Genomic DNA, 14,478 nt, shown 5'->3' on the forward strand with positions numbered 1-14,478 from the left:
CCAACATTTTGATTCTATCTGACCTATGGCTATTATTGCCTGCTGACAAAAAGGAATAAATGAGCATTAAACATATAAATTAACTGGCCCGAATGTTTTCAGAACACAAGACTACTAATCGAGCTTTAGCCTTATTTACCTTTGTTGCTTCTCTTATCTTATATGTCATGACGATGGCCCCGACGGCAAGTTTTTGGGATGCCGGTGAATTTATCGCCGTCGGTCATGGCCTGCAGGTGAATCACCCTCCCGGGGCTCCTTTTTATTCGCTGCTGGGACGTATTTTCTCGATGTTCATGCCCACAGCATATATAGCGGCCAGTATCAATTTTATCAGTGCTCTCAGTTCCGCACTTACAGTAATGCTGCTTTATCTTATTGTCGTCCGACTTGTTCGGGAGTGGAAAGGCGATCCCGAAAAGATGATAACCATTGACAGAGTTGGAATGTACGGTGGAGCACTTCTCGGAGCTTTTACGTTCGCCGTCACGGATACGTTCTGGTTTAGCGCCGTTGAAGCCGAGGTTTATGCCCTCTCACTTTTCTTTACAGCCATGGTAGTATGGTTGGCGCTGGTCTGGGCAGAAAGGCATGATGAACCATACAATGAGCGCTGGCTTATCCTGATCGCCTACCTGTTCGGTATTGCTTTGGGAATTCACTTGCTGAATCTGTTGGCCCTGTTCTTCGTCGGACTGATTGTCTACTTCAAAAAGCAGGAGTTCAATTTTACATCTTTTGGTTTAGCCACGGCTATTGCCTGCGGAGCTTTTTTGCTGATATATCCCTTTACCGTGCAGGGGATCCCCTCTTTGATGGAAGCAGTTATAGACGGTAGTTATGGTTTGATAGGTCCAGTAGGATTCGCGATTCTTGTTGTGCTTATTCTGGTTTCTGGACTTTACTACACGCACAAAAATGGTTATCGAATGGCAAATATTGTTATTCTCTGCTATGCGATGATTATGATTGGTTATTCCTCGTATTCACTTATCTTCATCCGCTCTATTGCTGATCCGCCTATCGACGAAAATGATCCGGAAACAGTTGAAGCTTTTATCAGTTATCTTGAACGAGAGCAATATGGAGAAACACCGTTGCTGACCGGTCATACTTTTGATAATACACAGGGGAATATTAATCGGGATGAGGAGGTATTTTTCCCCCGTCGTTATTCGACCAATCCGCAACATATCCAGCAATATGCCCGGTACTCCAGTGACCTGGATTTCTTCTGGAACTACCAGATAAAGCATATGTATATCCGCTATTTCAACTGGAATTTTATAGGTCGCGACTCTGATATTCAGGATGCCAGCTGGCAATCCGGGTTTACAGAAACCGAAAACGAAGACAATCCGGCCCATAACAGCTACTTTTACTTACCATTTTTACTGGGCATTTTTGGTATGCTGTTTCACTTTCAGAAGGATTGGAAACGAGCCTTTTCGGTGATGGTATTATTTATTATGACCGGCTTTGCCATTATCGTATTCCTGAATCAGACACCCATGCAGCCGCGCGAGCGGGACTACGCCTACGTGGGATCATTCTTTGCATTTGCAATATGGATTGGTATGGGTGGCATAGGAATAGTAGAATTAGTTAAAGATTACCTGAACTCCAGTAAGGCCGCTGCTTTTGGATTTTTAGCCTTACTGTTTGCAGCATGTCCCCTTTGGATGGGCATGGAAAATTATCACGATCATGATCGGAGTGAGCGCTATGTTGCGCCGGATTATGCCTACAACCTGTTGCAGTCCACAGCTCCCAATTCGATCATCTTTACCAATGGCGATAATGACACCTTCCCACTCTGGTATTTGCAAGAGGTTGAAGGGGTGCGCACAGACGTGCGAATAGTCTGTCTGAGTCTGCTAAATACCGACTGGTATATTAAACAGCTGCGTGATCAGTGGTCCCACGAATCTCCGCCACTTCCCATTTCGCTTACTGACGACGAAGTTGACGAGCTAACGAGCGGCTTATCTCTGCATCAGCCTGATACGATTAGGATTCCGGTGAATAAAGAGCTGTTGCGGGATGCTTTCTCTGATGACAATCAGTACCGGGAAAAGATTGGAGTTAAACCTGATACTGTTGACGAGATGTATACCACAGGCGTCGACTTTGAAATTCCTGTAGATTCACTTGATGATGAAGTTGCTTGGTATTATGAAGGACGATCGGCCGGTGCCGACAGGCAGGGAAATGAACGTTATTATACACAGGTACAAGATGAAGTAATTCTTGATATCCTGAAAACAAACCGCTGGCTGCGACCGGTCTATTTTGCCAATACCGTCTCGCACCAAAGCCAGATGAACCTGCAGCCCTATTTCCGTTTCGAAGGCAAAGCATTTCGTGTTGTCCCCCAGCGCCACGATGGCGGTAGATACGGCTGGATCAATCCCGATATACATGCCGAGAGACTGGAGAATTTTCAGTTTCGCGAGTGGAACAATCCCAATGCCTATTTCGATGAAAATATTCGCAAGATGATGGGAAATTATCGTTTCAGTATCACTGAATTAGCTACCAAGTATAATGAAATCGGCAAACCTGACAGCGCCAATTACTGGCTCAAATGGGGAGAAGAGCAACTACCATTCCGAGTCAATAGTGATAATTTAAACTCGATTATTCTGTATGCTTACAAATATGCTGAAGTGGGTAATACCGAAGATGCTGTTAAATTAGCCCGCAAAGCCGAGGATAAACTTTTGGCCGATCTGAAATCCGGTATGGATGACTATGATGAGATTCAATCACAAATAGCCCGCTTGCAAAATGAGATGGAAAATGCTCGTTCTAATGCCAACGTGGATGCTCAACAACGGATAAAAAGTCGCTTTCAGAACATTAATGATCAGCGTCAGAGCATTGCCCAGGATATATCTTTTGCCGTTACTCACTTAACCATAATACAGCGTATACAGTTTTTGGACGGCAATGATGAACAGGCCATTAACCTGGCGGAACAGGTTAATGAAATTACTACCGGACGGCTGACCATGCCTACTACAAAAGAAGAGAATAAAGAACAAGTTGATCAGTATCAGCTGTAGCAATAGTAAGAGGTCTTTGTGAAACCAACGTGTCGCCCTGAATAAAACTCAGGTTAGGGTTCAGTATAACATGCTTGGTTTTGCAAAAGTCCTTAGAAATATATCTTTACTTTGATGCTAAAAATTTCTAATTCTGTACAGGGAATAGTATATTTCACAGAATCAAAACAATGATTGCATAAAGATTCGAAAATGGTCCATCAGTTTACCAAAGAAAATATTGATGCTATCGCAAAGGTTTTAGGTTCAAAAGCCAAACCTTTAGGTAACGATGTTTACAGGCTTGAGGTTATCAATGAAGAAGAAAACCGAAAACTGGCTCTTGAAATCCATTTGGGAATGGATGTCAATGGCGAAGATATGAATATGGTTTCGGTATATGCGCAAAATACATTTTTGCAGTTGCATAACTGCACCGCCTTTATCGCCAGTGATATGCTCAAGCAGGTAACCTTTTTTGGACGCCAGGGGAATCGTACATCCGGTCTTATCGTTGAAGAGGCAGCTGGTTGCAGCTTATATGCCAATGTAAGCGAGTCTGTGCTTAACAGTGACTTTACCCAGCTGCCTGAAGATTTAATGATGTGTGCCATCGCCTTATCACTCACCGAATCGGTCGATCTGGATAACTTTTCCTTCGATGAAGATTGATTGACATGGCTGACTCTCAGCCCGATATCCAGGTTTTTAACGAAACATCTCGTGACATTCCGATTGCCTCATTCCTGTTTCAGAAGTTGGCAGATGCCCTATCCCAAAAAGAAAATTGCCGGTTTAATTTTGTAGAGGTTGTATATGTAGACGAGAATGAGATTGTCCGGATCAACAACGAGCATCTCGATCGGGATTACGTAACGGATATTATCACGTTCCGCTATGACGAATCTGATGCAGATGAAATCGAAGGGACGATGTTTTGCTGTGCTCCGCGCATAGCAGAACAAGCCGAAGAGTTTAATGAATCCCCGGAAAGAGAGTTTTTACGCATTTATATACACGGTCTGCTGCATTTGATAGGCTATGAAGACAAATCAGATCAGCAGAAAAAAGAAATGAGGGATAAAGAGGAAACATATCTCGATTTGGCAACAACATTGTAAAAAAGAGCATTTGCTCCAACCTAACTACTTGTCCATATTTACGTAATAGCTGTAGTGGTTTAATTGGATGAAATAATCATGAGCAAAAATCAGCTGAGTACCGATAAAAAATCAGAAAACGCGCTCGATATCGCGAAGAATAAAACGCGTCAGCATGCGCGTTATCTCTGGCAGATTGTGGCTCGTTACACACGTATTGAGGAGATCACTAAATCCCCTGCTCCTGACGATAAATCAGGCCCCGAACGCAAACAGTTCCACAGCTCTGCCCTTTTAAAAGCCCTTTCTGCTGTCCCCTACTTGCTAGTTCTCACTTTTACAATCTCTTTCTTTTGGGATTTTGAAGGCGCCTCTGCAGAATTGTGGGGGCAGACTCTGCAGTTCCAAGGTCTTTTGAAAATTCTTAGTGTAAGTGGACTTATCGGCTTTTTCACCAACTGGCTGGCCATTACAATGCTTTTTAAACCCGCCGAAAAGCGTCCTATTTTGGGACACGGTTTAATTCCAGCGCAAAAAGACCGTATTGCCTTCCGTCTTGCCCAGGCTGTTTCTGATGATCTGATCAATCCTGATATCATCAAGAAAAAGATCAGTGAATCGAATGTGATTGGCCGGTATCGTGAAGAATCCACAAAGTATATCAAAAACATTATTGATGATCCGGCTTTTCGTGAAGATCTGAAGCAGTGGGTAGTGCAATATCTGGATGAGATGATAGCCGACCCAGAAATTCGTGCTGCCCTCGCAGAACGTATCCTTATCCAGATTGAGGAGGCACTCCATAACAAAGCATTCGAGAAAGTAGCTCTGAAAGCCTACACCTTTGTCAAGGGACAAGAGATGCAGCACATCATTGAAGAAGCACTTATTGAAATTCCCACCTCTGTTGAAAATGGATTGGATAAACTGGATGATCTGCTTGATCAGCTGCCTAAAAAAATAGATGAACACAGTAACGCTATTGAAAATATTGTCACCACATTGCTTTACAAACTCATCAACCAGCTTGATGTCCATACATTGGTTGAGGATAATTTACGGAGCTATGATGAGCAAAAAATTTCTGATATCATCCGAACCTCGACCAATGAGCAGCTTCGTTATATCAAATACCTGGGCGCTGTATTAGGCGTTATCGGGGGCTTTGTAATCTGGGAGCCACTGATTAGCGTTATCATACTTGCAGTACTTTCTGGATCTATCCTTCTGTTGGACCAGTTGCTTTATAAACAGAAAGCTGTCAGATAGGTTATACCTTTCGTAGAGTCCACTTAAGTATTTAAGGTTGTGTATATTAAGATTCACGTTACGTACCTCTGCTGCGTGATGGAAAAAAGCAATAATCCTCGTTGAATGTCAGGGTTAGGCATCCTGACGAGATATTCAGGGAACTTACCATTTGTCTTCTTGTTGAACCTCCGCTTGAAGATAAATTATCAGACTAATATAAATTTCGTAGCATAATCCCCTATCGCCTGAAGATGAATCATCAGGCTACGAACGTGAAAACCAAAGCTCACTTTAAGTGAGCTTTTACAAATTATTCTTAGCCCATGGATTCATCCGTGGGCAAGAGTTGATCTCAAACTAATAGTTTCTCCTAATCTATACCTTATTCCCAAGCTCCTGCTTGGGAATGTATAGTCTTAGGAAGAGCATCTTCGGAACGAGGATAAAATGACGAATATAGTATTAGAGAGCCATCCGGCCGCTGGTCTTGCGGTCACAAAACCCGCCGAATGAATCCCTCCACACAATTTGGTCAGTAGAATTTCCGGTGGTTCAATGATGGAATTTTTCGTCTGGCTTTTTGTATCTCTTTGGGATCAATTTCTCCGATTGCATATCCCGGCTTGGATCCGGCATCCGCGATAATATTGCCCCACGGGTCTACAATCATCGCATAGCCCCAGGTTTGCCTGTTTTGACCGTGTAAGCCGGTTTGAGCAGGTGCAAACACATATGATGTGTTTTCAATAGCACGAGCCTTTAGCAGCGTTTTCCAGTGGACTTGCCCTGTAGTGTACGTGAATGCGGAAGGCACAGAAAGAATTTCAGCCTCTTGCTCCGTTAACTTGCGATAGAGCTCGGGAAATCTAAGATCATAACAGACCGAAAGTCCCCAATTGCCGATTGTATCATTTTTATAGACAACAGGTTTGGTTTCACCTGGCTCGATATAATCCGACTCGCGGTAAGCTTCTTCATCGCTCAGATCCACATCAAAGAGATGAATCTTATTATAATTGGCCAACTCTTCACCGTCAGGTCCGATTAATGTAGCATGATTATATACTTTGTCTTTGCCCGCCGGTACCGGATAACTTCCGCCAACGATATATACTTCAAACTCTTTTGCGGTTTCTGCAAGAAATGTTGACACACGCTTCTCAATCTTGTCGGCGTTTTGTATTCGCATTGAAAGTCCGCCGAGGAAGGCGAAATTTTCCGGTAGTCCTACTAACTCCGCCCCATCATCGACAGCATCATTAATAAATTCATACGCCTGATCGAGATTATCTTCCAGATCAGTTTGACTGTTCATCTGTATGACGGCGGCTTGATATGGAAAAGAAAACATAAAACTGGTTTTTAGATGAATACTAAAATGGTAAATCTGTAAGATCCATACTGAGGCTATATAACAACAAATAAAAAAGGTGTGACATTTATTGCCACACCTTAGAGATTATTATAAAATGATAAATACTTGGAATCCACCTCAGAGGTGGACTCCAAGTAATAAATAATTAATTAGTTATTTGCTTCCGCTCCGCGGTCCAGGTATTCATCATACAGTTGAGTATGGCGACTAATCATCGGGATTTTCTTCCCGTTAATGAATACCTGCTCAATATGGTTCATCGGCTCAAAAGGATCGCCATCGGCAATAAACAGGTTCGCCTGTTTGCCTTCTTCTATACTGCCAAGTTTGTCATCCACGCCAAAAATTTCGGCGGCATTAATCGTAATGGCTTTCAGGGCTTCTTCTTGACCTAAACCATAGTTCGCAGCAAAGCCTGCATGATATGGTGCATTGCGCACATTCTCCACATCGCCAGTAGCAATAGCCACTTTTACACCAGCTTCGTGCAGCAATCCGGGATTTTGATACGGCCGCTGATAATTGTCATAGTCGCGCTCAGGCGTATAAAGCGTTGAAACCAGTGCCGGAAGATCCGCATCTGCAATTTCATCGGCAACACGCCATCCGTCCTGCACGCCAGCCAGGATAAATTCTGCATCTGGTCGTTCTTCGATCCATTCCAGCGCATTCAGGATATCTTCTTTGGCATCTACCGATACAATTACCGGGATCTCACCATTAACAACTTCTCGCATGGCTTCCATCTTTTTATCCACATCAGGTTTACTTTTGTTTTGCGGATCATCTTCGTAAGCAGAAACCATTTTGTCATAGAACTCTGCTTTAGACCAAAAGTCGTTAAGCTCTTTCAGATCCTGCTTATACTCTTTCTCAACTTCTTCCTCAGTACGGTCGTCCCACCAGCCGCCTTTCTTGGAACTCGGCCAGTTCAGGTGCAAGCCCGCATTGGGTGTTACCGCCATAGAATCCGGTGTATAACCATACAGATCGATGAGTGTAGCCTTTCCTGCCATGCGTCCCGATACCGGCATTGAAATAACATGAGTTACCCCGTTAACACGCGTCACCGGAATACTGACACTACTGGGATTGATTGCTGTAAATGCGCGGACATGGGGATTGAAATCACCCAGTTCTGCCTGATCATTTGTAACAGCAACCGCTCCTATTTCCTGCAATCCTAATTGTGTCCCGGCATCAAAAAAACCGGGATACACATGTTTGCCGGAGGCATCAATGCGTTCAAAATCAGGAGTGATTTTAGCATTTTGCCCAACACCAACAATTTCTTCACCGTCAATCAGGACAACCCCATTCTCGATCACACCATTGGTAACCGTATGGATAGTTGCGTTAGTGATGGCAAACTTGCCTGTTTCTGCTTTTTTTGTAATCTGTGCCTCTGCACTTGTCCCCAGAAACAATACCAAGAGACAAGCCGATACAATTGTTTTTAAATACTTCATAATATGATTTGCGTCTTTGGTCATTTCAATTAGTTGCTCTGGAGTTTCATGCCTTGTTTGGTAAAGCGGATTTCGGCTCCTTGCAGACAAGAATCAGACTGGCGTCCGTTCTCTTTATACCAGCGTCTGCTTCCCTCATCAAAATCAACTTCCGGGTTTGGCTCCAGTCGCATATCATCGGGATCTTCATACCGATCGAAATATTTCTTTCCATCCACAAACGTTTGTTCTGCCGTACTATAGATACTAAGTGGATGTCCATCCCAGATCGCAATGTCGCCGTGCTTGCCTTCTTCTATACTGCCCACCTTATCATCGATACCCAGCTGTACAGCGGGATTTATAGTGATCATTTTTAACGCATCCTGCTTGGAGGTGCCGCCGTAATGCACAGCTTTTGCTGCCTCATGATTGAGGTGACGAATCAACTCTCCACTGTCAGAATTGATACTGTTTCTAACGCCGTTGTCATTTAAAATAGAGGCATTGTAGGCCGTAGAATAATAGACCTCGAACTTGTATGCCCACCAGTCGGCAAAAACTGAGGTATGTGCATTATGCTTCTTCAGCTCGGGTGCCACCTTGAAGGCTTCATTCGCATGTTGAAAGGTGTAATTTTCGATTCCATAATCATCAAAGACACGCATCAGCATGTGTATCTCATCGGCACGGTAAGAGTGTGTATGCACTAATATCTCACCTTCCAGAATATCAACAAGTACTTCAAGACGCTCATTTTTTGCTACCGGAATGGGCGGAGTATTAAGCTGGCCATTTTCATAGGCTTCTTTGTCGTCAAGGTACTCTTGGCGGTTTCGCTGATAATCCAGTGCAGCATCAAAATTATCGCGGATGACCTGTTCAACACCCATTCGTGTACGGGGCTGAACGTCAAACCCTTGTCCGTGGACGCGTGTTGGATTTTCGCCGAGCGCAAATTTGATAGTACGTGGTGCACCCTCAAAACGCATTCCGTCCATACCGGTTCCATAACGCAGTTTGAGCGTTTCATTTTGCCCACCAATCACATTGGCAGAGCCATGCATCAGGTGAATCGAAGTAACACCACCAGCCAGTGCCCAATAAATGTTGATATCATTGGGATCGATCGACTCTTCCATGGAAACTTCGGCTGTCACAGGATTGGTCCATTCGTTAATGTCTACGCCCGCAATATGCGAGTGCGCATCGATAATACCCGGCATCACATATTTGCCGGAGGCATCGATGGTTTCCACTCCGCTCGGTGCCGAAAGATTCTGACCAATGTCAGTGATTATCCCATCTTCTATTAAAACATCTGTATTCTCTTTATCTCCGTCGGTGATGGTCATCACCGTTCCGTTTTCAATCAGTACGGAACCTGTATCCTGTGCAAAGCTGCTGAAGCTCAAACACAGTGCAAAAATCAATAACAATACCTTCTTCATAGTGCTTATTGTTTAGAAGATTCTGATTCAAATTCTGTGATCTCGCCGTCTGTGACCGAATACTGAGCTTTGGCCTCTTCATTCGTAAACGGCTCCGTAAAAACAGTAAAATTAGCCATTTGTCCCTGTTGCAGGTCGCCAAATTTCTGATCATATCCGAGAATATCAGCCGTTGACTGCGTAAGCATCTGCAGCACTTGCGTCTCGGAAAGATCCCCCTCTTCTATCAGCGTGTTTATATTCTTTTTGATGTCGGAAAGCGTTAAGCCGTTGGATGCATATCCAACTGTAACACCGGCATCAAGAAGCTTGGCAATATTGGTAATATGAGCTTCATAAGCCTCGAGCTGCTTATCGCGGAATATCCGCATCTCTTCGGTTACCTCTTCTTCTATCTCCTGCTCTTCATCCTCTTCAGCAGCTCTCCATTCGGGTTCTTCGGGCAGATCGATACTGGCCAATACAGGGATATTTCGACGATTGAGTTCATCGGCTTTTTTGTAAGCCTCTTTGCCGGATACGATTACAACATCAAACCCAAGTTCATCCTGCAGCCAAAAAAGTCGCTCGATATTCTCTTTTGTATCAACCACAAAATAAAGCGGCTGCTCTTGCTCCATCACCGGATATAATGCTTCTAAAACTTTATCCTCTTCCGGTGCAGAATAGTTCGATGATGTGGATGCATAATAATTCTGCTGCTCCTGTAAAGCTTCAGCATCATTAAAAAGCTGACGAAACTGACTCATCAGTCCCATAGTTGTAGACGGATATGCTGTTCCGCCGGCTTCTTCAAACTGGGCCAGAACACCAAGACCGCTTTTCAGCAGTTTATCTTCAGTATCTTCTCCATTGATCGAAAACAGATCAACCTGTCCGGCCAACATACGACCCTTTAAACTTAATGCAGCCGTTGTAAAGCCGTGTTTGGGAGCTCCTTCCAATGTCTTATCATCCCATTTCAGCAAATCAGAAGGAGTACGTTCTGGTTGGATACCAGCCCGCTCGTAACTGGGATTTCCCGGCTCATCAGGTGTTCTTCTGTTTTCTTTAAGTTCCGGACTTCCCCAGTGAGCTAAGCCATCTATAAAGCCGGGATAGACATGCAGGCTATCTCCTCCGTCACGAACATATGCATCAAAAGGAATGGGAACATTTTCTCCAATGTCGGTGATTACCCCATTTCGCCAAACAATAGTGCCACTTTCGATTGTATTTCCGTCTGCAGTGTGAATGGTCACATTGTCAAAGGCCTCAGCTGGTGAGGATTGCGACCATGCCTGCAGAGAAAACACCATCAGAAGGGCAGTACAAAAAGCTGTAATACGCGCTAACTTCATAAAAGATAGTGTTTAGATTTTAGGTTTTGAGCATTCGAATAATAACATTTTAAGGAGCTTTCGAAAGCCCTTAAAAGATAAAAGATGTAAAGCGTATCGCAGATTAAGTTGATTTAGCTGATTCCACTGATTGATCTGATTAATCAGATTTCTCTGATTACAGATTGTATATCAATTTTGATATGTAATTCGTGATGCGTAAGCCTGACTGCCTCACTTTTCACTGACATACTGATCACTGTCAACTGCACTTAAACCTGCAAAACGCCTGTTTTAAATTCTTCGATTTCCGGGTTGTAGTTGGCGCATTTTATAGAATGAGAAATTCGGTCGCGGGTTTCGATGGGATTAATGATACCATCTACCCAAAGACGGGCGGCAGCATAGCGGACATCAGTTTGCTCTTCATAGCTTTCACTGATTTCTTTCATAATCTCCTGCTCCTCTTCTTCCGTTATTTCTTTGCCCTGTTTTTCAAGGGATGAAACCCTGATTTGCGTCAACACTTTCGCTGCTTGCGTACCCCCCATAACCGCAATCTGTGCCGATGGCCAGGCATACATAAACCGCGGATCGTACGCCCGTCCACACATAGCATAGTTGCCGGCCCCATAGCTGTTACCAACAACAATCGTAATTTTTGGTACCGTGCTGTTTGATACGGCGTTCACCATTTTGGCCCCATCTTTAATTATACCGCCATGCTCGCTGCGCTTGCCGATCATGAATCCGGTAACATCCTGCAAAAAGACAATTGGTATCTTCTTTTGATTGCAGTTCATAATGAATCGGGCCGCTTTATCCGAAGAATCGGAATAAATGACACCGCCAACCTGCATTTCTCCTTTTTTTGTCTTGGTAATCTTCCGTTGATTTACAACAATACCTACACTCCAGCCGTCGATGCGGGCGTAGCCAGTAATTAAGGTTTGCCCATACCCTTTTTTGTATTCTGTAAATGAATCCTCATCAACAATACACTCTAAAATATTATACATGTCGTACGGTTTGGTCCGATCATCAGGGAAGAGATCAAAAATTTCAGTAATATCGCGGGCCGGCTCAACCGGCTCTTTACGATTGAATCCGGCCTTGTCAAATGGACCTAATTTGTCAACTAAATCTCGAACTGTATGCAAACACTCTTCGTCGTCTTCCATCTTATAATCAGTAACTCCGCTGATTTCGGTATGTGTGGTGGCTCCGCCCAGCGTTTCATTGTCTACATCTTCGCCGATAGCGGCCTTTACAAGATAGCTGCCGGCTAAAAACACGCTCCCGGTGCCATCGACGATAAGTGCTTCGTCACTCATAATTGGCAAGTAAGCTCCTCCGGCCACGCAACTGCCCATGATGGCAGCAATCTGTGGAATCCCTTTGGCACTCAATTGGGCGTTATTTCGAAATATTCGCCCGAAATGCTCTTTATCAGGAAATATTTCGTCCTGCATCGGAAGGTAAACCCCCGCAGAGTCTACGAGATAGATAATCGGAAGATGATTCTCCAGTGCTATTTCCTGGGCACGCAGATTCTTCTTTGCTGTGATAGGAAACCAAGCTCCCGCTTTGACGGTCGCATCATTGGCCACAATAACACAATCGCGTCCGTTGACAGATCCAATGCCGGTTACTACGCCGCCTGAAGGACACCCTCCTTCATCTTCATACATCTTATAGCCGGCCCACAGTCCCAGCTCATATAATCGAGTATCATCATCTATCAGCATATCGATGCGTTCGCGGGCTGTCATTTTACCTTTATCATGATGCTTTTTAATGCGCTTCTCTCCCCCGCCCTTTTTAATTTCAGCTTCGGTTTCATTTATTTCCTGAATTATCGTTTTCAAATCCCGCGATGAAGTTGAATTATTTGAACTCATAACACCTGCTTATTTTATGAATACTAGTATATAACTGTGAAGCGTTTCAAAAATAAAGAATTTTAGCAATCGCAAAAGCATTTGTTTGTGTTTATTTCGCTTCAAGTTCATTAATTTGAGACCTAATTATTAATAAACCTGCAGACCTGTGAAAATTTCTAAACGATATCTGTCCGCTTCTTTTATTCTTCTATTTTTAGTTTGTACAGTATCAGACCTGTGGGGCCAGCGCAATGTAACCTATCGCGAACTGGCAATGCGTAATCAACAACCAAATGTGTCATTCGATTTTATAACATTGCCGGGTAACAATGATAATACGGTTAATTTTGTATCGATCTTTAGCCTTCCGTATAACTATCTGCCATTTAAAAAGTACCAGAATCGATCATCTGAAAATGAATTTTTCAGTACGGTAAATCTAAGCTTGGAAGTGTTTGAAGCAGGAAAAGAGAATATCAATCCTAAAAGAGGCGGACTCAGAAATATTGATGTAGAAGGTCTGGAACCGGCTGGACGATCATTTTGGTCTGATACCGCTTTTGCCAAAAATTACGAGCAGAGTCAGTCTAAAAAAGAATTCTTAAGTGGACATATAAGCGTTTCTCTGAAACCGGGTAATTACCATTATATATTGCAGATGAAACGTGGTGAAGAAAAGGATAGTCGCATTTCACGCACACAATCCAAGCATATTGAGCCATACAGTAAAATGAGCATTGGCAGTATCATTATGGGAGAAGAGATATCGAAAAAAGACGGTAATCCGCGATTTAAACTTTCAACGATGGGTAAAAACGTAGAATACACCAAAGATTTTTACGCTCTGGCCTATCTGCCACAGTTCGACAGTGAAGCTAATTATGAATTACAGGTCACAAGCTTAACTGTTGCTAATGAAGATACAAGTACCCAAAATCAAGTTTACAGTACTGAATTAAACCCCGATAATATCCGTACAGGAATTAAGCCTCGAATAAAATCATCCGAGGATGGTTCTTATCTGAAATTATCTGATGCTGATGACGGCTTTACCTATGCCCTTGTAAAAATCCCCAACAGTAACTTCCCGAATTCTCTGTACCGCATGACCGTAACCAAAGAGGGAGAAAAAAAGCCCGCCGCACAAAGTTCATTTCGCTCGCTGTGGATTGACATGCCCACAAGTCTTCTGAGCCTCGATGTGGCTATTGATATGCTGCAATATATCGTAGACAGGGAGACGTTAAATAGGATTTCCCGCGGCAGCCGCGCAGAACGAGAAAAGAAATTCCGTGAATTCTGGAATAAAAAAGATCCCACACCGAAGACGGAATTTAATGAGCTGATGGCAGAATACTACCGTCGAATAGATTACGCGTATGAAAATTTCACAACCGAAGAAATGTTGGGGTATAATAGCGACCGGGGTGAAATCTATATTAAATTTGGCCCGCCCAATGATGTCCAGCGTAAATATCCCACAAACGACTCAACAACAGAAATCTGGAAATATGATAACCGTAGATTTGTATTTAAAGCAACTACCGGATTCGGTGATTTCAAGCTGGTCTCGGACGAAACAAGATAATAGACTGAGTTTTATT

At 43.4% G+C, this 14,478-nt stretch carries 10 protein-coding genes; 5 read left to right on the top strand and 5 right to left on the bottom strand.

Annotated features, from left to right (window positions below):
• The first annotated feature begins 92 nt into the window (after positions 1-92).
• The 4 genes from ACT3ID_RS06180 (at position 93) to ACT3ID_RS06195 (ending at position 5,416) form a co-directional block, all read left to right on the top strand.
• On the top strand, positions 93-3,068 hold the full coding sequence (locus ACT3ID_RS06180) for a protein O-mannosyl-transferase family (protein WP_491541132.1): 2,976 nt from the start codon (positions 93-95) through the stop codon (positions 3,066-3,068).
• Between the two features lie 174 nt (positions 3,069-3,242).
• Positions 3,243-3,719, top strand: coding sequence for a hypothetical protein (locus tag ACT3ID_RS06185; RefSeq protein WP_491541133.1), 477 nt, complete (start codon positions 3,243-3,245; stop codon positions 3,717-3,719).
• Positions 3,720-3,724: 5 nt separating this feature from the next.
• A complete protein-coding gene (ybeY, locus tag ACT3ID_RS06190; RefSeq protein ID WP_491541134.1) occupies positions 3,725-4,168 on the top strand; it encodes an rRNA maturation RNase YbeY in 444 nt (147 codons plus the stop codon).
• 78 nt (positions 4,169-4,246) lie between these two features.
• Complete coding sequence (locus ACT3ID_RS06195; protein WP_491541135.1) at positions 4,247-5,416, top strand: DUF445 domain-containing protein; 1,170 nt, start codon at positions 4,247-4,249, stop codon at positions 5,414-5,416.
• 514 nt (positions 5,417-5,930) lie between these two features.
• Here ACT3ID_RS06195 and ACT3ID_RS06200 read toward each other — a convergent pair.
• The 5 genes from ACT3ID_RS06200 to ACT3ID_RS06220 form a co-directional block, all read right to left on the bottom strand.
• Positions 5,931-6,749 carry a carbon-nitrogen hydrolase family protein gene (locus ACT3ID_RS06200; RefSeq protein ID WP_491541136.1) on the bottom strand — a complete coding sequence of 273 codons (819 nt, stop codon included), beginning with the start codon at positions 6,747-6,749 and terminating at the stop codon, positions 5,931-5,933.
• 173 nt (positions 6,750-6,922) lie between these two features.
• Complete coding sequence (locus tag ACT3ID_RS06205) at positions 6,923-8,242, bottom strand: amidohydrolase family protein (RefSeq protein WP_491541137.1); 1,320 nt, start codon at positions 8,240-8,242, stop codon at positions 6,923-6,925.
• A gap of 29 nt (positions 8,243-8,271) precedes the next feature.
• The gene (locus tag ACT3ID_RS06210; protein ID WP_491541138.1) at positions 8,272-9,672 is read right to left on the bottom strand and encodes an amidohydrolase; all 1,401 of its coding nucleotides are present in this window, start codon (positions 9,670-9,672) and stop codon (positions 8,272-8,274) included.
• 5 nt (positions 9,673-9,677) lie between these two features.
• The gene (locus ACT3ID_RS06215) at positions 9,678-11,012 is read right to left on the bottom strand and encodes an amidohydrolase family protein (protein WP_491541139.1); all 1,335 of its coding nucleotides are present in this window, start codon (positions 11,010-11,012) and stop codon (positions 9,678-9,680) included.
• Between the two features lie 251 nt (positions 11,013-11,263).
• On the bottom strand, positions 11,264-12,892 hold the full coding sequence (locus ACT3ID_RS06220) for an acyl-CoA carboxylase subunit beta (protein ID WP_491541140.1): 1,629 nt from the start codon (positions 12,890-12,892) through the stop codon (positions 11,264-11,266).
• A 148-nt stretch (positions 12,893-13,040) separates the two neighbouring features.
• On the opposite strand from ACT3ID_RS06220, the gene ACT3ID_RS06225 reads away from it, so the two are divergent.
• Positions 13,041-14,462: a GWxTD domain-containing protein gene (locus ACT3ID_RS06225; protein WP_491541141.1), complete on the top strand. Its 1,422-nt coding sequence runs from the start codon at positions 13,041-13,043 to the stop codon at positions 14,460-14,462.
• The last annotated feature ends 16 nt before the right edge of the window (positions 14,463-14,478 follow it).

Source organism: Fodinibius sp. GM108, assembly GCF_058386985.1.